This is a genomic window from Mesorhizobium sp. M8A.F.Ca.ET.161.01.1.1, from assembly GCF_004792105.1.
Taxonomy (GTDB): Bacteria; Pseudomonadota; Alphaproteobacteria; order Rhizobiales; family Rhizobiaceae; genus Mesorhizobium.
The window spans coordinates 126,466-149,711 of the sequence record NZ_SRTD01000010.1; the positions used below are offsets into that span (position 1 = coordinate 126,466).

The 23,246-nt window shown below is 59.4% G+C and carries 20 protein-coding genes and 1 tRNA gene; 14 read left to right on the plus strand and 7 right to left on the minus strand.

The window, feature by feature from the left end; all coding sequences use genetic code 11:
- The first annotated feature begins 114 nt into the window (after positions 1 to 114).
- Together traA and EN804_RS23155 are read left to right on the plus strand one after the other, a co-directional pair.
- A complete protein-coding gene (gene traA, locus EN804_RS23150) occupies positions 115 to 3,162 on the plus strand; it encodes a Ti-type conjugative transfer relaxase TraA (RefSeq protein ID WP_135921466.1) in 3,048 nt (1,015 codons plus the stop codon).
- A 125-nt stretch (positions 3,163 to 3,287) separates the two neighbouring features.
- Positions 3,288 to 3,497, plus strand: coding sequence for an AlpA family phage regulatory protein (locus EN804_RS23155; RefSeq protein WP_135921467.1), 210 nt, complete (start codon positions 3,288 to 3,290; stop codon positions 3,495 to 3,497).
- Positions 3,498 to 3,734: 237 nt separating this feature from the next.
- On the opposite strand, the gene EN804_RS38075 is transcribed toward EN804_RS23155, so the two are convergent.
- A complete protein-coding gene (locus EN804_RS38075; protein ID WP_246693470.1) occupies positions 3,735 to 3,962 on the minus strand; it encodes a helix-turn-helix transcriptional regulator in 228 nt (75 codons plus the stop codon).
- 152 nt (positions 3,963 to 4,114) lie between these two features.
- Here EN804_RS38075 and EN804_RS23165 point away from each other — a divergent pair, with 152 nt between their 5' ends.
- Positions 4,115 to 4,780 carry a hypothetical protein gene (locus EN804_RS23165; RefSeq protein WP_135921468.1) on the plus strand — a complete coding sequence of 222 codons (666 nt, stop codon included), beginning with the start codon at positions 4,115 to 4,117 and terminating at the stop codon, positions 4,778 to 4,780.
- Positions 4,781 to 5,290: 510 nt separating this feature from the next.
- Here the strand turns inward: EN804_RS23165 and EN804_RS23170 are convergent.
- Positions 5,291 to 6,910, minus strand: a complete 1,620-nt coding sequence (locus tag EN804_RS23170) for a hypothetical protein (RefSeq protein ID WP_135921469.1) — start codon at positions 6,908 to 6,910, stop codon at positions 5,291 to 5,293.
- A 330-nt stretch (positions 6,911 to 7,240) separates the two neighbouring features.
- Here EN804_RS23170 and EN804_RS23175 point away from each other — a divergent pair, with 330 nt between their 5' ends.
- From EN804_RS23175 to EN804_RS23185, 3 genes are read left to right on the plus strand one after another with little or no spacing between them, the layout of a single operon-like run.
- Positions 7,241 to 8,476: an ATP-binding protein gene (locus tag EN804_RS23175; RefSeq protein WP_246693471.1), complete on the plus strand. Its 1,236-nt coding sequence runs from the start codon at positions 7,241 to 7,243 to the stop codon at positions 8,474 to 8,476.
- Between the two features lie 2 nt (positions 8,477 to 8,478).
- Positions 8,479 to 10,995: a S8 family peptidase gene (locus EN804_RS23180; protein ID WP_135921470.1), complete on the plus strand. Its 2,517-nt coding sequence runs from the start codon at positions 8,479 to 8,481 to the stop codon at positions 10,993 to 10,995.
- Between the two features lie 28 nt (positions 10,996 to 11,023).
- Positions 11,024 to 11,962: a DUF4238 domain-containing protein gene (locus tag EN804_RS23185; protein ID WP_135921471.1), complete on the plus strand. Its 939-nt coding sequence runs from the start codon at positions 11,024 to 11,026 to the stop codon at positions 11,960 to 11,962.
- A 524-nt stretch (positions 11,963 to 12,486) separates the two neighbouring features.
- Here EN804_RS23185 and EN804_RS23190 read toward each other — a convergent pair.
- From EN804_RS23190 to map, 3 genes are all read right to left on the minus strand, one after another.
- Positions 12,487 to 13,740 carry a site-specific integrase gene (locus EN804_RS23190; protein WP_135921472.1) on the minus strand — a complete coding sequence of 418 codons (1,254 nt, stop codon included), beginning with the start codon at positions 13,738 to 13,740 and terminating at the stop codon, positions 12,487 to 12,489.
- A 147-nt stretch (positions 13,741 to 13,887) separates the two neighbouring features.
- Positions 13,888 to 14,547: a RadC family protein gene (locus EN804_RS23195; RefSeq protein WP_135921473.1), complete on the minus strand. Its 660-nt coding sequence runs from the start codon at positions 14,545 to 14,547 to the stop codon at positions 13,888 to 13,890.
- A gap of 444 nt (positions 14,548 to 14,991) precedes the next feature.
- Positions 14,992 to 15,819: a type I methionyl aminopeptidase gene (gene map / locus EN804_RS23200; protein WP_135880661.1), complete on the minus strand. Its 828-nt coding sequence runs from the start codon at positions 15,817 to 15,819 to the stop codon at positions 14,992 to 14,994.
- 200 nt (positions 15,820 to 16,019) lie between these two features.
- On the opposite strand from map, the gene EN804_RS23205 reads away from it, so the two are divergent.
- The 8 genes from EN804_RS23205 (at position 16,020) to EN804_RS23240 (ending at position 20,343) form a co-directional block, all read left to right on the plus strand.
- The gene (locus EN804_RS23205) at positions 16,020 to 16,442 is read left to right on the plus strand and encodes a hypothetical protein (protein WP_135880523.1); all 423 of its coding nucleotides are present in this window, start codon (positions 16,020 to 16,022) and stop codon (positions 16,440 to 16,442) included.
- A gap of 111 nt (positions 16,443 to 16,553) precedes the next feature.
- Complete coding sequence (locus tag EN804_RS23210) at positions 16,554 to 16,793, plus strand: hypothetical protein (protein ID WP_127872640.1); 240 nt, start codon at positions 16,554 to 16,556, stop codon at positions 16,791 to 16,793.
- 191 nt (positions 16,794 to 16,984) lie between these two features.
- Positions 16,985 to 17,281 carry a DUF982 domain-containing protein gene (locus EN804_RS23215; protein WP_127276690.1) on the plus strand — a complete coding sequence of 99 codons (297 nt, stop codon included), beginning with the start codon at positions 16,985 to 16,987 and terminating at the stop codon, positions 17,279 to 17,281.
- Positions 17,282 to 17,447: 166 nt separating this feature from the next.
- Entirely contained in the window at positions 17,448 to 17,711 is a 264-nt protein-coding gene (locus tag EN804_RS23220; RefSeq protein WP_127276698.1) for a DUF6074 family protein, read from the plus strand.
- 344 nt (positions 17,712 to 18,055) lie between these two features.
- The gene (locus EN804_RS23225; protein WP_189524554.1) at positions 18,056 to 19,294 is read left to right on the plus strand and encodes a pilus assembly protein TadG-related protein; all 1,239 of its coding nucleotides are present in this window, start codon (positions 18,056 to 18,058) and stop codon (positions 19,292 to 19,294) included.
- Positions 19,291 to 19,740: a TadE/TadG family type IV pilus assembly protein gene (locus EN804_RS23230; RefSeq protein ID WP_127276692.1), complete on the plus strand. Its 450-nt coding sequence runs from the start codon at positions 19,291 to 19,293 to the stop codon at positions 19,738 to 19,740. Before EN804_RS23225 ends, EN804_RS23230 begins: the two co-directional genes overlap by 4 nt.
- Positions 19,730 to 20,134 (plus strand): TadE/TadG family type IV pilus assembly protein, encoded by a 405-nt coding sequence (locus EN804_RS23235; RefSeq protein WP_135921474.1) that lies wholly within the window; start codon positions 19,730 to 19,732, stop codon positions 20,132 to 20,134. Before EN804_RS23230 ends, EN804_RS23235 begins: the two co-directional genes overlap by 11 nt.
- Before the next feature lie 133 nt (positions 20,135 to 20,267).
- A tRNA-Cys gene (locus EN804_RS23240) sits at positions 20,268 to 20,343 on the plus strand.
- A 97-nt stretch (positions 20,344 to 20,440) separates the two neighbouring features.
- Here EN804_RS23240 and EN804_RS23245 read toward each other — a convergent pair.
- Complete coding sequence (locus tag EN804_RS23245) at positions 20,441 to 21,580, minus strand: hypothetical protein (protein WP_135880521.1); 1,140 nt, start codon at positions 21,578 to 21,580, stop codon at positions 20,441 to 20,443.
- 527 nt (positions 21,581 to 22,107) lie between these two features.
- Complete coding sequence (locus EN804_RS23250; protein ID WP_245520682.1) at positions 22,108 to 22,929, minus strand: sterol desaturase family protein; 822 nt, start codon at positions 22,927 to 22,929, stop codon at positions 22,108 to 22,110.
- Positions 22,930 to 23,246 lie beyond the last annotated feature (317 nt).

The window sequence follows — 23,246 nt, forward strand, 5'->3', positions numbered from 1 at the left end:
CAGAGTTGCCGAGACAGCCCGGGACGGGCTGGTCCATCCCGAGATTTTTTCGAGGGAGGGCGCGCTTATACGTCGTGCCGACGTGCGCTTTGACGTGCAAATGATCCAGTCGCGATGGCGATCTATCATCTCCATGTCAAGGTCATTGGCCGCAAGGCAGGATCGAGTGCTGTGGCGTCTGCCGCATACCGCTCGGCTTCTCGACTGCGCGACGAGCGCATTGATCGAAGCCACGACTTCTCGGCCAAGCGCGGTGTTGTCCATTCCGAGGTGATGCTGCCGGAGAATGCACCGGAGGTCTGGAGTGGCCGCGAACGGCTGTGGAATGACGTTGAGGCGTTCGAGATCAGGAAGGATGCGCAGCTTGCCCGCGAGGTGGAGTTCGCCCTCCCGCGCGAACTGAGCCAAGCGCAAGGCATCGAGCTGGCGCGCGACTTCGTTGAAGCCGAGTTCGTCGGCCGAGGCATGGTCGCCGACCTCAATGTGCATTGGGACAGGACGGAGGATGGCAGTCCGAAACCGCATGCCCATGTCATGCTCACAATGCGGTCGGTGGACGAGAATGGCTTTGGCGCAAAGGTGCGAGACTGGAACCAAACCGAGCTGGTCGAGCGCTGGCGCGAGCGATGGGCGGAGCTTGCCAATGAGCGCTTGGCTGAACTCGACATCGACGCCCGCATCGATCATCGCAGCCTGGAAGCGCAGGGCATTGCCCTGGAGCCGCAAACCCAGATCGGGGCCTCGGCACAACGCATTGAGAACGGCGGCCTCGGCGCTGCCGGCATCGAAGCAGATCGCGCCGAGCTGCATCGCGAGATCGCGCGCAACAATGGCGCGCGCATCATTGCCGATCCATCCGTGGCGCTGGATGCCATCACGCATCAGCAATCGACTTTCACCCGCAACGACATAGCGAGATTTGCGCATCGCCACAGCGACGGAATGGAGCAGTTCGACGCAGTGATGCGAGCGATCAGCAGAGCGCCCGACCTGGTCGAACTCGGCGACGAAGGACGCGGCGAGGATCGCTTCACCACGCAGCAGATGATCGAGACGGAGCAGCGCCTGCATCGCGCGGCAGAACGCATGGCCGGCGAGCGGCAGCATGCGGTTAGTGACCGAGATCGTGCGACGGCGTTGGCGGACACCAAGCGTCGTGGCCTTGGTCTCTCTGGGGAGCAGGCCGATGCACTGGATCACATCACCGACGGCCGCGGCCTTGGCGTCGTTGTCGGGTTTGCCGGCACCGGAAAGAGCGCGATGCTGGGTGTCGCGGGCCAGGCATGGGCAGCCGCTGGCTATGAGGTCCGGGGTGCCGCACTCTCCGGCATTGCGGCCGAGAATCTCGAAAGCGGATCAGGTATCCCGTCTCGAACCATCGCGGGCATGGAACACAGTTGGGGGCAGGGCCGCGATCTGCTCAGCGCGCGTGATGTCCTGGTGATCGACGAAGCGGGCATGGTCGGCACGCGCCAGTTGGAGCGCGTGCTCTCCCATGCCGCGGATGCGGGCGCGAAGGTCGTGCTGGTCGGCGATCCGCAGCAGTTGCAGGCGATCGAGGCGGGCGCTGCGTTCCGTTCGATCCACGAACGCCACGGCGGCGTCGAGATAGGCCAGGTGCGCCGGCAGCGCGAGGACTGGCAGCGTGACGCGACGCGCGATCTGGCGACCGGCAGGATCGGTGCTGCGATCGGCACCTATGACGAGAAAGGCATGGTGCACCAGGCTCCCTCTCGCGACGAGGCGCGCAATGATCTTGTCGAGCACTGGGACCGCGACAGGCAGGCACATCCTGATGCGAGCCGGATCATTCTCACTCACACGAACGACGAAGTGCGCGCGCTGAACGAGGCGGCACGCGAACGCATGCGTGCTGCTGGAGATCTCGGCGACGATGTCCACGTGGATGTGGAACGCGGTGCGAGAAACTTCGCGAGCGGTGACCGGGTCATGTTCCTGCGCAACGAGCGCTCGCTCAGCGTCAAGAACGGCACGCTCGGCGTGATCGAAGAGGTCAGCGGGCAGAGCATGACGGTTCGAACTGACGATGGCCGGTCGGTGCGCTTTGACCTGAAAGACTATGCCCACATCGACCACGGCTATGCCGCGACCATTCACAAGGCACAGGGCATGACGGTCGACCGCACGCATGTGCTTGCGACGCCAGGCATAGATGCCCATAGCAGCTACGTTGCCCTGTCGCGGCATCGCGACAGGATGGACCTGCATTACGCCAGCGATGACTTCACGACCCGCGAACGGCTCGTCCGGACGCTGTCACGAGACCGCGCGAAGGACATGGCGTCGGATTACGAGCAGATCGATCCGGCGCAGACCTATGCGGCGCGGCGCGGCATCAGCTTCCGACAGCGCGTGGTCGAGATCGTGCGCCGGTTCGTTCCTGAGACGCTTCGCGACAGGATCGGTGGGTTGCTCGACGGTCTGCGCTCTCCTGCAGAAGCCGAGCCCGGCCATGACCGTAAGCCTAAGCCGGGAAGGGAAGACGTTGGAGTGCAAAACGGCGAGGCCGGCGCCGCGCCCGGAAGAGAAGTTTCCGCGAGGGGAATGCGGCGCGGAACGGATTTGCCGGTGGACTCGGAAGCGGCGTTGCGTAGCGCTCGCACGAAGGCGCTTGTGCGCCACGTACGCGCGCTCGACGCGATCCTCAGCACTGGAAACGCGGATGGCCAGGGCAGTCCCGAGCAGATGCGCGAATTGAGAGATGCGCGCAATGCTTTCGAGAAGGTTCGGCCACATGGCTGGCGCGACGCCGAAGCGGCTTATGTCAAGAATCCCCAGCTGGTTCGTGAAGCGGCCGCCGGTCGCGTCAACCGCATCGTGCTCGCTCTCCAGCTTGAAACGGAAATCCGCACCGGGCTGGAAGCCGATCCGATCCGCCGCGCCGATCGTTTCGTGGAACGCTGGCAGAAGCTCCACCGGACAAGCCAGGACCAATTCCAGGCGGGCGACATGTCCGGCTACAAGTCAACGCGCTCGGCCATGTCCGACATGGCCAAGAGCCTTGAACGCGATCCGCAACTTGAGTCCCTGCTTGCCAATCATAAGAAGGCGCTTGGCATCCAGTTCGAATCCGGCCGGCGCCTGGGTGTAGAACTTGCGTTCAATCACGGCATTGGCAAAGGGCGCGGCATAGGGATCTAAACCCTCCGATTTGCCGCCGTTCACACGCCCCAGGTCGATGGGGCGACAAATCGAATTGCGCGAGCCTTGGGTGGTCCTGCCTGTTCCAGCAGGTGTCAAATGCTCTCAACGAAAGGCAAGTCGCGATGCCTGAACCTGATCGTATTGTTCGCCTCAGGACCGTCCTCGCGCGGACCGGCCTGTCCCGCTCGACGATGTACCGCAAAATCGCCGAAGGCACGTTCCCAGCTCAGATCAAGATCAGCGTAAATGGTGCCGGATGGCGGGAATCTGATATCAATCTTTGGGTCGCTGATCCTGTGTCCTGGAGAGCGGGACGACAAAACAGCGACTGATGGCGGTCGGATGGAAGTTGCTGCCACTTTGAGCAGCCGCGCATCGGGTGGGCTACGCTTGCAACAGATCAAGTTCAGGGTCGATCGACTCTGCCTATTGGCGAAGCGGTGAAGGCCCGCATCGCCAAGCCAGCCGTCGAAACAGACGATGAGCCGAAGACTGAGGGCTGAAAATCAGAAATGCTCTTGGATGGTACCGGGTTGGGAATCGGTCGAGGCGATGTGCAGCCGGTGTTATCAAGGCCGCTTGGCCAAGCGCACACCTGCCCCTCCGCCGTTTTCTGGGATGAATTGAATCCCCGCAGCTTCAAGGGTTGTTCGGAGTGACGCCACGGTAGAAATCTTAAGCTGTTCGCCTCGTTCAAAGCGGGCGACGGTATCCGGCGATACGCCCGCGTTATGGGCTAAATCTCTTGTTCCCCAACCAAGTGCCACACGTGCCATTTTACATTGAACTGCATTCATTTTCGTAACATCGATACGATTCTTGTTGATCCGCGGTCTCGACCGCGTTATCGTATCCCTGATACGATTGTGCCTGCGACTGCGGCTGCTGACGGTGTTGAGACCACCTCCAGCAGCCTAACCATAACCTAAGCTTTCAGGGAGCTCGGATCATGGCTGATTCCGACCATAGCACGACTTTGTCTTCCGTCACGCGGCGGCTGCTGATGACGCAGATCGTTGCGTGGGCTGCTCTACGGCCGTTCGGGGCACGGGCGCGTGAATACATTCAGGTCAGGGGCCGGCAGGACGATCCTGCTCTTCGCCTGTGTAAGAGCTGGCACGAGATTCACAGCTCCACCTCGGGTCTGTGCCAGGAACAACAGCGACTTGAGACATATCTAGTAAAAACCATCGGCTTTCCCGCTGCTAGTCTGCGGCTTTGCGATGGCCAGGAACAGACGGTCTATTCTCCCGAAAGTCTCAACGATCTCTATTCACCCGAAAATGAGATCGTATGGGGCAGGGCGCTTGCGGACTTAGCGGCACATCAAGCTCGTTGGGACGCCGCTGATGCCGAGATCGGGTATTCGAGAACAGACGAATTAATACGAGAGTCGGAAGTGGCGGAACAGGCTCTTCTGGATGATCTGCCGCAGTCTCCAGCATGCACCGTGGAAGGTGCATTGGCTAAGCTCCTGGTCGTCCTGCGCTACGGCGAGCAATGGGAAGATCCAGACGATTTCCCGTGGCCCCATATCCGCTCTGTGCTTGACGACCTTGCCCGGCATCACAACATCGATCCTGCAAGCATCGGCGCATCAAGCGGAGTGAGGTAGAGGAAGTACAAACAAGCCTGCTCTGGCGGACCCCGTCGAATGACACAAGGTGGGATTAGGCGGAGAGGACACTCCAAGAATGGCGCCATAGCTCTTGCGCTTTTGAAGGACAAGACGTGCGGGATTCGTAGCCTCTTTATGAGATTTCGCGACCCAGTAACAATGCTTTTTCAAAGCCTATGTGTGAATATTTATGCTGGCGATTCACACGGTAGGGGTCACAGGTCCGAATCCTGTACCGCCCACCAATGGTCTCAATCAGTTGAATGATTGTAACACCGTTGGCGCCAGGCCATATCACATTGATGTCACGGAACGGGCTTGTTTTGTAAACCGAAGGTCGGGAGTTCGATCCTCTCTGCCGGCACCATTGTTTTCAATGGTTTCCGTGAAGATTTCCCGTCCGAACTATTTCCATGTAACTTTCATGTAACCGGGGGGGGCGACGTCGAATGCGGCCATTCGACGGGCCGGCATCTCCGAAGTCGATCAACGGGAAATCCCATCGCGTTAGCTTGGCCCCTGGGCGCCAGGAGTGTCAGGGGAGGCGATCGGAATGCAGGTGTCAGGATCCAGGCCATAGAAGTGCTCGAATTGTCTCTTGGCGATGGCGATGAGTCCGGCATTTTCGGAGTGGCCGGTGAGCCATTTGAAGTCGTAACGGAAAGGCCCCGGCTCGAGGACCCATTGCAGAGCGAGGTCGAATACGAGCATCCCGCCAAAGAATGTGTTGACGAGCTTATTGATGTTTTCGGGGCTCCTACCGCGCACGGCGCGCGGAAAAATCTGTTCCGTGTCATCCCTGTCCTGAAACAGGGACAGATGGCTGATAAAGAGCGACCCGGCCTCAGGTGTGAAATTGTTTCCCGCCATCCAGATGCCCGGCCAGCAGAAAAATTCGGGACGCCGCCTTTTGTCCCGGCAAAACGCTATGTAATGCGAGACCATGACCCTGACAGGCACATTCACACTGGCATAGGCGAAGGTACGGTGCTCCTCCATCAGCGCATCAACAGGCCCCTTGTCCCCTAGCAGTCTGATGACGGCATCGAGACCTGTACGCGGATCATCATAGCCACATCGATCGGTCAGTCGTGCCGCGACCTGCTCATATTCCAAAGCAGAGAAGGTCTGAACGGCTTGGGCCAGCTCAGGTGATTCCGCAGCAGCAAGGCAAAGTCGCGTAAAGCGTGCGCCCGGGTCGACGTCGCAAATGAAATCCTCGAAAGACTCGATGTCGAGCGGAAATCCCCTTGTTGGGTTGATAGCAAGATCGCAGACCAACAGAAACAGTCCGACGACCGGGCTGTCGTGTCGCTCAGGCCACTCTATCCCGGTGAGTCGCAGGAACAGTTCAAACGCGTTGACGTAGACAGGCGTAAAATACCCTTGGTCCCGGTACGTCTGAAGGAGTTCGGGACCTCCTGATGAAGCCAAAAACTGGATCTGGCAAAAGCGGGCCTGGCCTTCAAATATTTCTTGTATACCGACCTCTGCATAAGGTGGGCGCGAGCTATGATAAAAGCCTTCGCATCGGCGGAGTTGAAGCTCGAGGAACTGCGGATCCCAGAGGCCTGGATCAGGGAACTGGCCTTCCGTTAGATCACATGAGCCGGTGATTGCGTGGACGGTTTCACCATAGGTTTTAAGGTAGCTGTGGCCCACGCTTTCGAAATAGGGGGTGCGTTCGAGCGCGAGCACAGCCTTCGGCGAGCAAGCGAGTTGTTTGTAGAAGCTTATGTCGAGCGCGTTGTTGACCGCGACGTTGGCGGCAGCAAGAACTGGGTCGGAATGCGTCTTCCCGTCAACCATTGCCTTATGGGCCCAAGCCTTTATCGGTTTCACGCCACCGGCGCCCCGCGCAAAGGTCTGAAGAAACTCCATGCTGCCGTAGATCTGTGCCGGGTACGCCAAGCTGAGGATAAGCCCTGCAGTGGAGCCCATGTGCTGCCACCAATGCACGGTTTCATGCAGATAGGTCGAATACGCCTGGAACAGTTCGCCTATGTCGTAGCCCTCCGTTTGTCCCCGAGTAAGAGCGTCGACGAGCTCATGGGTGCGAGGACTCAGGCGCAGAACGAAATGTTCCGTCGTATAGGTTCCATGGGCCCCCAGCGTCGCGTCGAACACCAACGGATCACGAGCGGGATTGAGTAGGTGGGAATCAAGGTTCGAAAAAAGGAGCATGGGGAAGTATAGCAGAGATTGACGCTGCTTTGCCCCAGTCACGCTAGGCGCAATGTGGTGTAGAGACGTGCCCAAATGCTGCTCACAGGGGCCCGTTTGGTGAGACGGTTGCGCCGTGGCAGGCATTGGGACGGGGCAGTCGACCCCATATCACCGCGCGACATAATTCGCACACCTGCGCCGCAAAATGATGCAACGACAGATAATTTTGGCGCAACAAGTTGCCAAATTTCGCAACGATATTGCTTGCAAATCCATCAACGAGGTGGCAAAATGCAACGCATGTCGGATTCTAACAACCTGAAGGCCAGAACCATGGACCATTTCCCTATTGTGCAGGCGCTTTGTCGCGCCGCCATGGCCACGCCGAACCCTGCCCTTCGGAAGCAGATCGAGCGGCTCTCAGCTGCTCTCAAGGAGTCGGGGGAGGCGAAACAGGCTGGAACGTTGAACAGCATTCTCACGAATGCAGAACGCGCTGCAGAGATGGCACCAAGTCGGCTTGTTCGCTCGAAGGCTGCGTTCGCAGGCGAGACGCTAACGCCGAATACTCCGCTCCCGGTCGACAAGGAAACTTCGAGTGTTTTGGCGGAAGTAATCTTTCCTCAACAGATCAGCGTGACAGGGCCGCTTTTCAGCGCTCCGGTTGAAGCGGCCGTTAAGAGTTTGCTTGACGAATGGAACCACCTAAGCGAGCTCGAAGCTCTCGACGTTGCCCCCGCGAAGTCGTGCTTGATCTTCGGTGCACCGGGAACCGGAAAGACCAGGCTGGCCTACTGGATAGCGAAACAGCTCGACTTGCCGCTTGTTGTCGCGCGCCTCGATAGTCTTATGTCCTCCTTCTTAGGGACGTCTGCCCGCAATATTGGTGCTCTCTTCTCGTTTGCGGGGAGATATCGCTGCATCCTTCTGTTGGATGAATTTGATTCTCTCGCCAAGCTGCGTGATGACCCGCAAGAAGTCGGCGAGATCAAACGCATCGTGAATACGCTGCTCCAGAACCTGGATGCACGCGATGATGTGGGCCTCACAATCGGCATCACCAACCATCCGCAGCTTTTGGATTCGGCTGTGTGGAGACGCTTTGAGATACAGCTCGAAATTCCAAGTCCAGACTTGGCCCTAAGGCTGGAAATGGCACGTGCGTTCATGGTGCCGGCGGATGTTCCGGAGTCGCACATTAAGCTGCTGGCGTGGTTTACGGATGGTGCAACCGGCGCCGAACTAGAAACACTAGTCCGCAGCTATAAAAAGCTCCGTGCTGTACGAGGTGATGCGTCAGAAGAGGTCTTTGACGTGTTCCGGCAGTTCGCCACGATGAACAGCGGCCGGCTTAGCAAGCCTAAGCGCGCGCTTCTTTTCGGAGATCAGGCGAACCTGATCTCCGCACTTCACGATGCAGAAAGCCCACCCTTTTCCATGACGGAGTTGGGCGAGTTGATGGGGCGGGACAAGTCGACGATCAGCCGCATCATTAAGCAGGATCGCAAAACGAAAAAGAGCGATTAGCCATGGCCACTCCCGTTCAAATTGTCCTCAACGCCAATAACTTCTCGGAAGACCGTGACGTGCCATCAGGACGTGGCAACCGGACAGATTTCTTCCAGGACAATGAAAGTGCGTTCCCAGCTCACCGGGAGAAGATCGCCGCGCAACTCGAGGGTGTGGCAGAAGAGATTCGTCGCAACATGGTCTCATTTGGCGAGGTCGGCCATATCAAAGTCATCCTACGCCGCCGCGCCTGGGCGAAAAGCCATCGCCCCTTGACTGCGCTGTTCCCCAACGATCGAACCCCGTTGGTTGGTGGCTTAGATCTCGGCGAGCTCATTTTAGAGGTCACGCCCCGTTCCCTGGACCATGCGGCGGGGCAAGTCCGATTGGCGGAAGACCGTGTGAAGTGGGAAAAGAACAAGATCACCAACAAACTCGAAGCTCACCCGACCGCCCGGCGCAGCGAGACCGGCGCTATCGAAAGGATTGAGATTTATGGCGCTGCCGATCGTCGTCGCTTCGACATCGAAAAGGCCGTCGTCTGGCTCTCAAATAGCAAGACCGGAGGACAGTATGAGGTCGAATTGTTCGATTCTCCGCCACCGCAGGGAGATTGGGACGCGACCGGAGTAAGGCAACGCCTCTACGTATCCTTTCTGAAGGGACTGCAAGGCTTCGGAAGTGGCCTGACGGTAAACCGTCTGGCGGATAAATCATCACGCAGCATGGCGCGAGTATCCGTCCGACTTGAACGCTCTTCGCTTCCTCCCCGCGTCCAGATTACCGGGGAGGGACCCGCCCCAAACCAGAAATTCTCTGCTCCGGCGCCATTCGACGACAGGATGGAGCGTCATATGCAGGTTCTCAAATTCCTTGAGAGCCACCCCTTGGTCAAGCGCATTGAGTTGCCTGGTATCTTGGTGCCGAGCGCAGTCACATCGAAGCCCAGTCGAACATTGCCAAGCGGTTTCGTCATGCCTGTTCGGGATACTGGACGGAGTTGGCCGCGAGTTGGCGTCATTGATGGTGGAATTAGTGACGCGGCCTTGGGCGACTGGCTGATTGGCAGATGGGATCAATTGGCCGATGGCGATATTGATGCGACGCACGGTACCTTTATCGGCGGCCTGTTGGTCGCCGGCTCCACCCTCAATGGACCCGACACGTGCGCCGATCCCGATGGCACTGAAATATACGATGTTGCTGTGCTGCCTTCTACTGACACGGCATTCACAACTTACCATGGCGACCTCAACGGATTTTTTGAGCAGGTCGAATACGCCATCATCGAGGCGCGAACCCGCCATAACGTGCGGATCTTTAATTTCAGCATGAACGTGCAAACGCTCGTGGCCTCCAACAATTACAGCAAGATCGCTGAGCGGCTCGACCAAATCGCGGACACACACGACGTTCTGATCTGCATCTCCGCGGGCAATCTCACTGCGTCCCGTCAAGAATGGAGCGCCGACGTTACCTCTGTGCTGCAGATGATGGCGGCCAGCCAGAATGACGGCATATTTATCCCTGCGGAGAGCGCGCGGAACATCTCGGTAGGGGCATTGAACCCGGCTTCCCTGGACGGTGCTATCGGCCATGTGCCGGCGAACTATTCCCGTCGCGGGCCAGGAATCCAGTGCCTCGTCAAACCAGACTTTGCCCACGTCGGCGGATGCGGGCATGGACTAGCGTCCAAAGCGCATGGTCACTATTCAGTTGATCCAAGTGGAAACGTCACCGAAAGCTGCGGTACCAGCTTCGCTGCACCGCTTCTGGCCAAACAGGCAGCCCTGCTCGATGCACAGATCGAGGGCAATGTGTCGAGGGAGACACTCATCGCGCTGCTGACCCACCATGCCAAAACCCCGTCGGGGATGGGCGCAAAAGAGTTAAGTGTGATCGGGCGCCAGCTGGTTGGGCATGGAACACCGCCCTCGGTAGGCGAGATCCTGGATGGTGACGATAGCCAAATTACCTTGGTTTTCGCGGCACGCCTGATGCCTGGGAAACAACTGAAGTTCGAGTTCGCATGGCCGGCCTGTTTAGTGGAAAACGGCAGATGCCGTGGCAAGGTTCGGCTGACGCTCGTCGCCAGCCCACCGCTCGATCAGCGCTTTGGCGCCGAGTTTGTGCGTGTCAATGTGGAAGCCGCACTCCAGCAGGAAGCGGTCAAGGATGGGAAGCACAGTTGGAAAGGGCAGCTGAAGCCCCTTTACCTACCAGAGTCGTCCGTCGACCATCCGGTCGAGGCAGAACGCATCGAGCATGGTCTGAAGTGGAGTCCGGTCAAAGTCTACGGGGATGAGATGCCGCAGGGCCGGGGATCGTCTTCCACTTGGAGGCTGTTGGTCAGTTATCTTTCGCGAACGGACAACACGGCTGTTCCCCAAGAAGGTATCCCGTTCACCGCCATTCTCACGATTGAAGACATGGCCGGGGAGGAGCCTGTGTTCAATGTCATGCGGCAGCAGTTGGCCGCAAGTCCGTTCCAGATATCTGACATTCGGACGGCCGCTCGCGTGACGACACGCGTTTAGGATCATAGTTGAGGTCTAGCGCGCGGGAATGCCAGATCCGCTGAAACATCATTTTTTGCCGATCTTCTACCTCAAGCGATGGATGCGCCCCGAGGACAAGAAGCTTGTCGAATACAGGAAGGCATTCGACGGCGATGTTCGTGCGAAGTCGGTATACCCGGCGGCCACCGCATATGTTCACCGACTCTATGAGAAGAAAGGTATGGCGCCAGAGGTGGCGCTAGAGTTTGAGAGCACGTTTTTGGCTCCGGTCGACAGCGGTGCGGCCCAAGCCATGCAGTTGATGCTAAGGTGCGAGCATGGTGACACGCTTTCCGCGCATCACCGTCAGGCCTGGACTCAATTCCTGCTGAGCCTAGAGTTTCGGATGCCGGCCGATATCCGTGCTTTGAAAGCCAATGTCCGTGACGACTGGATCCTTTCGATCTCAGACATGGAGGACCGCTATGCGGGGGCCCGCCGCCCTAGTGACCCAGAGTCGCTAGGCGAGTTTTTGGATGCTCAGGATTCCTCGGTTTATGAGGAATCCGCCATGTCGATCGCGAAGCGGATGATCACGCATGAGAACGTCTCGCGCACCATCCGCAAGATGTACTGGTCGGTCGTGTCGCTCGAAGCTTCAGACTTCGAATTGCTGACCTCCGACAGGCCGGTGATAACGACAGAGCAATTCAACCGCCGAGACTCTTATATTGTGCTGCCCATCGGCCCGCGGCATCTGTTCGTGGCGCTCTTCAGCCGTGGCCACTCCACCTTCCTGAGAAGCCGGACACAAACGCAACTTGCGCGGTGGGTGAATTTGCGAATTACGGAAGGTGCGACCCAACTGGTTTATAGCCGAGATGACCGGCAGAAATCGTTCGTCGTCAGCCATTTCGGCATCAACAGGCCACCATCCCACCTCGAACGCCTTCAGGCGTTCCGCCGTGACCGGGCCGCAGACTTGCTAGGACACAGCACCAAGTGATTGCGCGTCCGGCTTTGGTGGTATTTGCCGTCTGCGTGTCTCCACCACGACAACGGCCGTTCAGTGCGTCCACAGGCGGCAGTACCGAAGCTTCAAAAGGGTCGACAGCTTCTGGGTTTTCGTCGCACATCGCGCCGCAGTGATCCGATTTTGCTTACACAAATCCTTGCACATCGAAATCAGAAATGCCAAATATCGCTGTGTAAGCAACAAGTTGTGAGAAGGCTATTCGGTCTCCAAAACCGCTGACCCTCCATCCATGGAATCGATTGAGTCTTATTCCGACAGGCGCCTCGTTCCTTCATCCGCACGTCATGAAAATCGAAGTCGTGGATGTCCAGGTCAGCACACCTTCGGTGGAAGGCGGCGCGACTGACCAATCATTAAAATTCGAGAATTCGATCGTCGTCACTACTTCGCTGGCCAACTGGTCCTCGACGGTAGCCCGAGCGTCGTATCTGGCTGTGGCAGATCTCAACCTTTCCGGCGAACACATGTGGAATGCCGGCGAGGAAAAGCAATCGTTATGCAGCTTCCTTGAATGCGGCTTTACGCTTCTTCTTCGTCAGCATCTCGCGGACAAACTTGTCCCATCGCGCCATGGCAGCGCGCTTTTCCGGCATATAATTCCAGCGATCGTAGCTCTTGGAACTGACGTCCTGCAAAGCGTGGTTCTGTAATCGGTCTCGGATTTCTTTTGAGAGCCCTGCCTTGCCGGCAAGCGTCTTCCAGGTTCGCCGGAGATCGCGGTTCGTCACGACGGGGATGACCTCGCGATCGCGTTGGCGCCACATGAATGAGTAGAGCGTGCCATGGCTGACTGGCTTGGACGGATCGGTCGCGGATGGAAAAAACCAGCCAAATTCATTCGGCTTGATCGACCCGATAAGCTCCGCCGCAATCTTAGGCACGGGGATGGCGTGAGGCTTTCCATTCTTTGTTTTGGACCAATCGACGATGCGTTCGGCCGCATCCCATTGATCGACGTGTAGCCGAGCGATCTCCTCGACGCGCTGGCCCGTCAGCATAAGAATTCTTACGGCACGCGTGTAAGGGGGGTGAACCGGCGCATCGGGAGATTCGAGCCAACGATAAAGACGGACAAATTCCTCTTCGTCCAACCAACGCGTTCCGACGTTTTTCGGTTCGGTCGGAATACCTGCAGCTGGATTGTAGACGAGACGAAAGCGACGGACCGAGGTTGAACGGTAGTCATGCTCGGACTTCAGTCCCCAACTGTAGGCTGAGCGAACATAGCTCCGAACATGATCGGCCATGGACCGTTTGCCTCGCTGATAAATAGGGCGAATGATGTCCCTAATCTCATCAGGCTCGATATCGCGGGCAGGGCGGTTGCGACCGAGCGAATCGGCGATCTTGTTCAACCCCCTTTCGGCCTCCTTCCAGGACGGTTTTCCATCCGCCTTGAGCGACGCCACGTAAGCCTCGAACAGATCGGCGATCGTGCCGGGTCGCGTGTCGCCCACAATCTTGATGCTGCGTCCCTTCTGGATCATGTCGGCGAAGTCGCGTCTGAAAACCTCGCGGGCCTGGCTAAGGCCCATTGACGGATACGAGCCGAGCTTTTTCTTGAGACGCTTTTGGTCTCGCCACTGCTGTGCCATCCAGTCCGCGGTCACGCGGGTCGGCATTGGCTTTATCACGAGAACGAGGCGGCCTGTTCCGTGGCCCTCGCCATCCACAAGGTTCTGCTGCTTTCCGGTCTCGTCGACCTGCTTCAAAGCGCGGCGAATCTCTCCATCGGTAAGGCTTGGCACTGGGATCTCCCGTAGGCTTTCGAGTGGGATCGGCTGACAGGTAGTAGGGGTCTGTGGTTGGGCTCAAAACGGGCTTCGATCCCCCTAAAACCGACCCCAATATGCCACAATGTCCGACTCTGCGACAAGTCGAAAAAGTTATATGTATCAATGTGCTAAAGCGTGATCGTGCGTGATCGAAAAGAGGCAAGTGGGATGATTGTGGACCAGGATGATGGCCGTGGCGGACAGTTCGAGCGCGCGCTTGACCACTTCCCTGGGATAGACGGGCGTGTGGTCGACCGTGCCGGTCTGCTGCACTTCGTCTGATATCAGCGCGTTCTTCTTGTCGAGGAACAGGATGCGGAATTGCTCGCGCGCCTCGAACGCCATGGCCGAGCGGCAATAGTCGAGAAGCTGCTGCCATGAGGCCAGGACTTCGCGGCCGTGGATCTCGCCGCGCGCCATGCGCTGGGCGGTCGCCGCGACCACCTTCAGTTCGAGCGCCACGGCCGGGCCGATGCCCTTGACCTCCTGCAACAGGCCGACGGGCGCGCCGAGCACCTCGGCCAAGGTGCCGAAGCGGGCGAGCAGCGCCTTGGCCACCGGCTTGGTGTCGGCGCGCGGGATCAGGCGGAAGAGCAGGAGTTCCAGAAGCTCATAGTCGGGCAAGGCATCCGGGCCGGCCGACGCAAAGCGCTCGCGCAGGCGATCGCGATGGCCGAGATAATGCGGCTTTTCATCGGCTGCCGCCTTGGCTCTCGCCGCCGACCGCACCGGCACCTCGGAGAAGAAACTCCGCTCATCGTCGTCGCCTTGTGTCGCCATGCGCCGCCCATATCCAGCCCGCAGCTGAGCAATGATCGCTGATCCCCACGAAATACTAGGACGGCGGACAGGGGCGGTCGAGGTCTTTTGTCTTTTCAACGCTGTCAATCAGCCCACAGCCGTCGAGCAGCCGGAATTGCTCCCCAGTCGGCGGCAAGGAATGAGTAGTTTCCAACTTTCGCGCAATGTTGCGGCAATGGGGGGCGCCCAAGCCGGGAGATCCTGCGCATGCTGGATCGCCGCGAGCGTTATCGGGAAAGGCACGACTAATACCCGCGCGAACGCTTCGATCCATGCACCGATGGCAGGGTCAGCGATGGCCGTCCGCGCAGTTGCCGCGAAATAATGCGCTGGTTCCGAGACCAGGACGAGGACGAAGACCGGCGGCCACGCAAACACTGGAAATAGGCGCGAAAACAACCAGACGATAGAGAGGACGGCCTCCTAGGCGGGCAAGCCGGGGCGGTCGAGCTTTTTGGGCGACAGCGTAAAGATCTCGCAGCCGGTGTCGGTTACGCCGACAGTGTGCTCGTATTGCGCCGACAGCGAGCGGTCGCGTGTCACCGCTGTCCAGCCATCCGACAGCACCTTCACATGCGGTCGGCCGAGGTTGATCATCGGCTCGATGGTGAAGATCATGCCGGGGCGCATTTCCACGCCTTCATTGGCATTGCCGTAGTGCAGGATGTTGGGGGCGTCGTGGAACAGCTGGCCGACTCCGTGGCCGCAGAAATCGCGCACCACCGAGCAGCGCTCGGCTTCGGCATAAGTCTGGATGGCGGCGCCGATGGCGCCGGTACGCGCGCCTGGCCTGACGGCGGCGATGCCGCGCATCAGGCATTCGTGGGTGACCTCGAGAAGGCGTTCGGCCGCCCGCTTGATCGTGCCGACCGGATACATGCGCGAGGAATCGCCGTGCCAGCCATCGAGGATGTAGGTGACGTCGATGTTAACGATATCGCCATCCTTCAGCGGCTTGTTGTCGGGAATGCCGTGACAGACGACGTGGTTGATCGAGGTGCAGGACGATTTCGTATAGCCGCGATAGTTGAGCGTGGCCGGCAGTGCGCCGTGGTCCATGCCGAACTCGAAGACGAAACGGTCGATCGTGTCGGTGGTGACGCCGGGGCCGACCATCGGCACCAGTTCGTCAAGGCAGCGCGCGGTGAGGTCGCATGCCTTGCGCATGCCGGCAAAGCCTTCCTCGCCATAAAGGCGGATCTGGCCGGTGTTTCTGAGCGGTGCCGTGGCGGCGTCGAGATAGGTGACCATTTTGTCCGTATAGAAGGTGGCGCGCCGCAGGAGTGCTGGCGCTAAGATGTCACCAGATTTGGCACTTGGGGGCGAAAGGTTCAAGGAAGAACTGCCTGATGCGGCTCCAGCGCCGGGATATTCGCATGCCGAGGCGATCCTTTTCCCGGTTTTGCATGGCGTTCGCTTTCCTTTGTGGCCATCGTGCGTTAGGCGGATTGATGTTTTGGAGATCGCATCCGTTCCCGGCGGTCAGGCGCATCAAGTCCCTTGAATCGCCACTGACGGCAGCCTGCTCATGTCTGATGGGCCTGGTGCTGCTGGCGATGCTGTGTCTCGGCCGGCCGGACACGCCCATTTCCTGGGATGCCGCGCAAGGCGGTGCCAGCGTTGGCCTTGAACGGTCGGGTGAGGTCGCAGCGCTGCTGCGTGTCGCCAACAAGGCCCACGCGCTGGAGGTTCGCGGCGCCCGGCCGGTGCTTGCGAAGTTCGCCGGCGGCCATCCGGCCCTCCCGGTTCCGCAGGCTGTCTTCCGTCGCCCCGCCCCGACGTCGCCGGAGATGTTTGTCGCCGGCCATGGGCCGGTCTGCGCGCCCCGTGTCAGCACCAACCAGCCGCGTGCGCCTCCCTCCACGCGAGCCTGAGCGGTCCGGGACCGCACGTTCACCTCCATTCCAAGCCATTCGCGTCGCAACCCGTGCGGCGGCCGAGAGCCGCGCATTGGTGGCGCGGCGCGTCATTTTCGGATCAATGCAATGCAACAGCGTATCAAGACATTCAAAAGCCTGTCACGCGCGGCCTCGGCTGCTTCATTTCTTTCCGTCCAGGCGCTCATCGGTATCGGAACCGTTTATTGGGCGATCGCCGAGACGCTCTATTTGTCGAGAACCGGAGCGCTCGTCCTCGGCGCCCTGTTCGCCTTGCCGTCAGCCTACGTTCTGCTGACGGTGGCGCGGATGGCCTTCGACGCGGAGACCGATCCGGCCAACCAGTGACCGAGGGTTCAAGACGTCCGTGTTCGAAAGTTCACGGGCGTCTGCTGGTCCTTGCCGCAGCAAACGGTCGCGGTTGACTGCGGCAAATCGTCCGCTTCCGCAGTGGCGACACATTCTCACGACATAAGATGGCGAGCAACTTTTTACGACGAGCGGCGTTGCTTGGGCGATGCCGGTTCGGGAGATGTCGGATGGACAGATTGCAATTCGAGGTGCCGGTGCGCATTGCACCAGGTCCCGGCTTGCCCGTCGAGGAAATCTACGGCGTCGAGCAGGCGCTCGATTTTCTGCAGGACTGGCCGGCACGCCGGCAGGGGCCCGTGTATCAGAAAGCCTTCAATGCCTGTTTTGGCGCGACCGTCGATGTGGTCAAGACCGAAGACGCCTGCCGGGCGTTCATGGCGTTCTGCCGCGTCACCGGACTTATGGCGGGCGACATGATGGCGCCACGCAAGCGCGGCGGTGAGGCGCGAGCACTGCAGGCTTGAGAGCCGCGCCGAATGGCGTAAACCAGTTCAGCTTCGAGTGCGTATGACAATTCGCGTGCGGGGAATGCATTGGCCGGCGCCGTTAAGCTTCCGTTTCCACTTTCGCGGTTAGCCATTGCTTGTTCGGCAATGGTTGATTCGTTGCGTCAGTTTCATGGTTCGGAAGATGTCCCCAGAAAAAGTCCGTGCGTTCCCGATCGATCGTCAGTTATTCTTGGTCAGGGAAGTTGCCGCCAGGCTCGGCAATCTGCATGGCGAGACCGCCACCTCGTTCTGGAAGGCAAAAGCGGCGGAGTTGCTCGATCTCGTTGTCGGGACGGGCAGGGACAGAACGGCGGCCAGTGACGAAGTACGCAGGTTTTTCGTTGCCGTACAAAGAGAACTGTTGGCTGGGTCGGTTGCTGAGCCAGCTCCAGTTCTTTCCGCCTGAAGCAGATATCATCCCAAAGATCGCGCTACTGGTTCGAGTTTTCTTGGCTCATCCTTCGAGTCGGCCACTGCCGGTGCCGTCGCATGTTGTTGGGGCCAGACGGCGCTGATCCCAGTTCGCGGTGATAGGTCCTAAGCCGGGCCGCTTGATCCTGTCCCCATACCGGCTCCCCCATGCAGCGCGGCGTGGTCGTTTCGTCCGGGAACGGTAAACAGCCGGCGCCCCGTCCGTTGGCCCCCTGTTCGTCCAGATGGCCGCGTGCACCCATTAAGAATGGCGGCCTTCATCAAAAATGAGCCAAAGTTTTTAGCGTTCATTCATACATGCGTGTTTTCTAATGGATTATGGCGTTCAACTGCTTCACCCGAATCCGGCTCATGGCGGCCAGCATGCGCCGCAGCAGATCGGCGAATGTCGCCACCATCTTTGCCCTCACCTTGCCGATCGTTGTCGGTGCGGCGGGTTTTGGCGTGGAAACCTCCTATTGGTACTATAACAGCTTGAGACTGCAGGCCACGGCGGATGCCGCGGCCTATGCCGGCGCACTGGAGCAGATCTCGGGTTCGGATACGCCGACGATCGTCGCTGCCGCGACCCAGTCTGCTGCAACGAATGGTCTTGGCGCCGGCACGATCGTCGTCAATACACCGCCGGCATCCGGGCCGAACACGGCCAAGAAAGCGGTTGAAGTTATCGTCGGCCAAAAGCTCAATCGTATGTTCACCCTGATCTTCACCCAGAGTCAGGTTCCAGAACAGGCGAGGGCGGTGGCGCTCATCACTGACGCATCCAAGGCCTGCCTCCGGGCGCTCGATCCCTCGGCCTCGCAGTCGGTGCTCGTCTCCGGCAGCGCCAGCATGAAGCTCACCGGCTGCGTCATCATGACGAATTCGATCGCCCAAGACGCCATTAAGGTGCAGGGATCGGCGGCTCTCCAGGCCGACTGCCTGATCTCGGCGGGCGGCGTCGTGCTGAACAATCCGGTGACCACGATCTGCAAGGCGCCGATCACCCAGGCCTTGCCCATACCCGATCCGTTCGCCAGCGTGCCAGCGCCTGCCGCCAGCAACCCATGCCAGACTCTCAAAAATAATAAGACGACGCAAACAATCCAGCCCGGGACTTATTGCAGTGGCATGGACCTCTCCGGAAATGTCACGCTTTCGCCCGGCGTCTATGTCGTTCAGGGGAATTTGAAGATCAACGCGGGAGCGGTCGTCACGGGCAGCGGCGTCACCATCTTCATGGCGGGCAGCAGCACCGTCAGCATGAACGGGAATGCGACCGTGACGCTCAGCGCGCCTCAGTCGGGCACCTATTCCGGTATGCTGTTCTACGGTGACAGGACAGGCATGGCGGCGCAGAGCACCTTCAACGGTACTGCAGATTCCTTGCTGACAGGCGCCATCTATTTCTCCAAGCAGCAAGTCAACTACCTGGGCAACTTCTCAGGCAAGAATGGCTGCACACAGGTTGTCGCCGACACTATCCAGTGGTCCGGCAATTCCACGATCAATCAGGACTGCTCGAGTCTGGGAATGAAGGACCTCCCGGCGGCGGCGTCAGTCGCGATTGTCGAATGAAGCCCGGGGCCTATCGATTGATTCCAGCCATTCGCGAAGACGCGGGCACTGCCGCGGTTGAGTTCGCGATGGTCTTGCCCATCCTGTGTCTGGTACTGCTCGGCATAGCCGACGGCTGGTCATACGTCACGAGTTCGCTGTCGATGCGCGCCAGCGTGAAGACGGCAGCGAACATGCTCTTGGCGGGCTCGGCCGACGACAGCGCGACGCAGGCCGCAGCACTGGCGAACTGGGAGAGGATGCCGGACGACGGTCAGGTCACGCTGAGCCGGATCTACAAATGCGGAACGACCGTGGTCGACGCTTCGACCTTGTGCAGCGGGCCGAAGGCACCGTCGGTCTTTGTCCAGATCGACGCATCGGCGACATGGACACCTCCCTTCACCTTCGGCGTCTTTTCCGCCCCCAGCACGATCGGCCAGCAGGAGCTGATCCGTGTTCGGTAATGCGGGAGGCTTCAAGGCCGATCGATCGGGCGGAGCCGCGCTCGAATTCGCGCTCATCGCACCGTTCCTTATCATGCTGCTATTCGGAATCTTCGCCTTCGGCTGGTCGATGAATTCGGCCTCCAGCGTTCGCTACACGCTGGAGGCGTCCGCACGGTCCCTGCAACTTAACAACACGTTGTCCCAAACTGCCCTCCAGTCGATCGCGACGCAGAAATTGCAGGCCCTGGGCCTTCACGATGTCAACGTCACGATCGCCATCGATCCGGCGAGCGGCGGCTTTCGCATGGCGCATCTGACCGCCACCTATGCCTTCGTCATAGACTTCCCATACTTCGACGACTTCCCGATCAATTACGCGACGACGGTGACCGTGCCGCTGGTCGGCAGTTAGACACGCAGTCTGACCACGAAGCTGCTGGCCTCGAGCCCCGGGGGCAGGCTCTTTTCCGCAATGGGGTGTTGCCGAAACTTTTACCCAAGACATGAAGAATCTTTAAACTTCTGCACGTTACCAAAGCACGCATGGCCTCGTGGCGGAGCGGCTACGCTAGAGACTGCAAATCTCGGAAGCCTCGGTTCGATTCCGAGGCGAGGCCTCCAAAATTCCGAAGCAATGGACTGGCTCGGGCGGAAGTAAATCCCATTCCCGGTTCATTTCCGCGTCACGCCGAGCGATTCCGCGTGGCCGCAAAAAGCTCTATCGGAACAGATATTTCGAGACCTCGGGATTGCCGCGGCGCCACATCACATTGTCCAGGAAATAGTGGTGCACGTTGATGAAAATCAACACGATGAAGAAGAACAGCGACGATCCCAGCACCTCCTGGTCATAGGGGATAAGGGCCGTCAGCGCGGTCGGAATCAGCCAGAAACCCAGACCGCCGAGGAGGAGGCCAGCACTGATGAACTCCAGAAGCCGCACCCTGTAGGCCGGACCAAGAATGGACAGGATTCCGGACGGCGGAACTTTCTCGGCATCGCGCCCGTCACGCTCGACATTGCTCTGGTAGCGCCATACCACCGCCAGGTACTGCAAGGAATGGAGCGCCGGCACCACGAGCAGCCAGAGCGGATTTGTCCTTACAATCAGAATCCAGAGATAGAGCGACGCGACGTAGGCGATGACGCCGTTATATGGCAGGCTGCCGCCATTCCTGCCCCAACGATTGATCAGCATCACGGCAGTGGCGGCCGTTGACGCGGCCGCGGCCGACAGCGCAATCGCATTGAGCCATGCAGGGGTGGCAAACGTATAATACTCCAGTCCCAGGTACTTTCCCCGGCTGACCGCCGTGTTGGTCTGAAGCCATGCGAACAGCCAGACGGCATAGCTGTTGATCAGCAGGATTTTCTTGTCCGGATCGGTGAAGAACCTGCGCTTCAGGACGGCATCCACCATCAACATGCCGTAGCCTTGCTTGACGTAGTGCCAGCCGACGAAAAAGAACATCGCGTTGGTTGCGTTTCCCAGCAGCCGGGCGTTCGCCGTGATCGAGCCGTAGGCAAAAAATGCGCCCATGAGCAGGGGAACGACGATGCCGGCGAAGATGTAGCGGAGCTGGAGGTTCCTGTCGTAGCCGTCGCCGCGCAGCTTCCGTCCGAAATTGCGGTAGAAGAGTTGGTATGAGTGGGCGAAGTGCGGATAGTTGATCACATAAGCCAGGAAGAGCATCGTCGCCGCCACCAGACTTTCGTACCTCAGTGGCACGAAGTACAGCGCCGGCAATATCAGGAATGCGCTGCCGCCAAGCATCAGAAAATCCGCGAGCGGACCAAAGAGATATTTTGGGGGCGTTGCCGCGGGAGCGCGTACATCGGCCGAAAGGTGAACCGTCATATGAGCGCTCCTTTCGCATCCATTTAATCACCGGCCCGTCCGCTCGACAAGATAGAGGAGCCGAGCGGTCAGCGCGAAGGCATGGCTGCAGCCGACGTCGTAACCCGCGATATTATCGACATGGTGCCGCCCCCGCCAAATCGCATCGGCCAGGCATTCGCCGCGTAGGATCGGGAGAGAGACCGAGGTCTGATAGACTGGCGTTGGTGGCCATGAGGAGCGCGCCGTTGCGGCCTCGCAAGCTCGTTTTTGCCGCGCCGATCGACCATCCCGCCACGAGCGAAAGAGCCGAGACCCGGGTTGTCATTTGAGGATGAAGTAGATTGGGATGAGGATGGAAAAAGCCGCGACGCCAGTGAGAAATAGGTCTGTGGTCATGCACCGTCGCGGTGCGCGACGTACACGAAATGTCGGTATCTACGCAAAACCCGCCCCCATTTGCCCCAACTGAGCATCGCGTAATCACGGCAGGAGCGCAAGCATCGTCTAAATTAGGAGTGCGCAATCATCTAACCGTAGCGCAAGCTTCACGGTTCCGACCGCGGTCTATCCCCGGTCGTGACCGCCTTGCGCGGTACCAGGGGATAACCGATCTGGCCAAAGATGTTTGAGGGGATCGGATCGTCGACGCCGTACTTGGCCGGCATTGAGGCTGTAGGCACGCGATAGGTGCCAAACACCAGGTCGATGAGCGCCAGTTGGCCGGCGAAGTTGCGGTCATAGGCGGCTCGCTCGCCGGCATGGTGCCAGTGATGGAACTGCGGACCGGCGATCAGCCAGGTCAGCGGCCCGAAGCCGATCTTGGTGTTGGAATGGACCAGCATCGTGTGCCCCATATAAATCACCGAATAGAGCGCGATGGCCTCGCCGCTGAAGCCGAGCAGGAACACCGGCAGCAGCGCCGTTGCCTTGGTGACGATCTGGTCGACGGGGTGGACGTGGAAGGCGGCGAGGCAGTCCATTTCCTCGACGCTGTGATGGATGGCATGGAAGCGCCAGAGGATCGGGACGGCATGAAAGGTGCGGTGCGCGGCGTAGACGCCAAGGTCGGTCAGCACGATGATTTCCAGTACCTGCATCCAGGTCTGCTGGCCCGCCACCCCCGTCGTCACCCTGTCCGGCACCAGCAAGGCGAGCGCGCTGAAGATCGGCACGAAGATCAGGCCGCCGACGAAGTTGACGACGAAGCCGTTGAAGGCCGCGTAGGACAGGTCGTTGAAAAAGCCCTTGCGAAAAATCCGTTGCAGCCGCCGCAACGGAAACAGCCGTTCCAGCGGAATGAAGATCAGCAGGCCGATCGCGACCGCCTTCAGGCCGAACAGGTCGGCGATCTGCTGTATCGCATCCACGCCCCCAACCCTCCCAACGGACAGAGAGGATATCCAAAGCACCGCGATCACTGCCGTGCAAGGCGGAAGGTGTATAGGAGGTTAATTCCTGTTCGGCGCTAGGTCAGCCAAAGCGCGTAACGCTTTATCCATGCCTCGTCTCTTTGACGCCTCAGTTCGTATTCCGGCACCAATGCCGAGTTTACGACGGCGGCTGGATGCCTCGGCCATATATGATCGCCGGCTTTCTGCACGCCCCAAATGGCGATCAGCACGACGGTCGTTACACCGCAGACTCGTCCAAAAGATAGTCGTTCCATCGGCACCGGTCCCCTCTG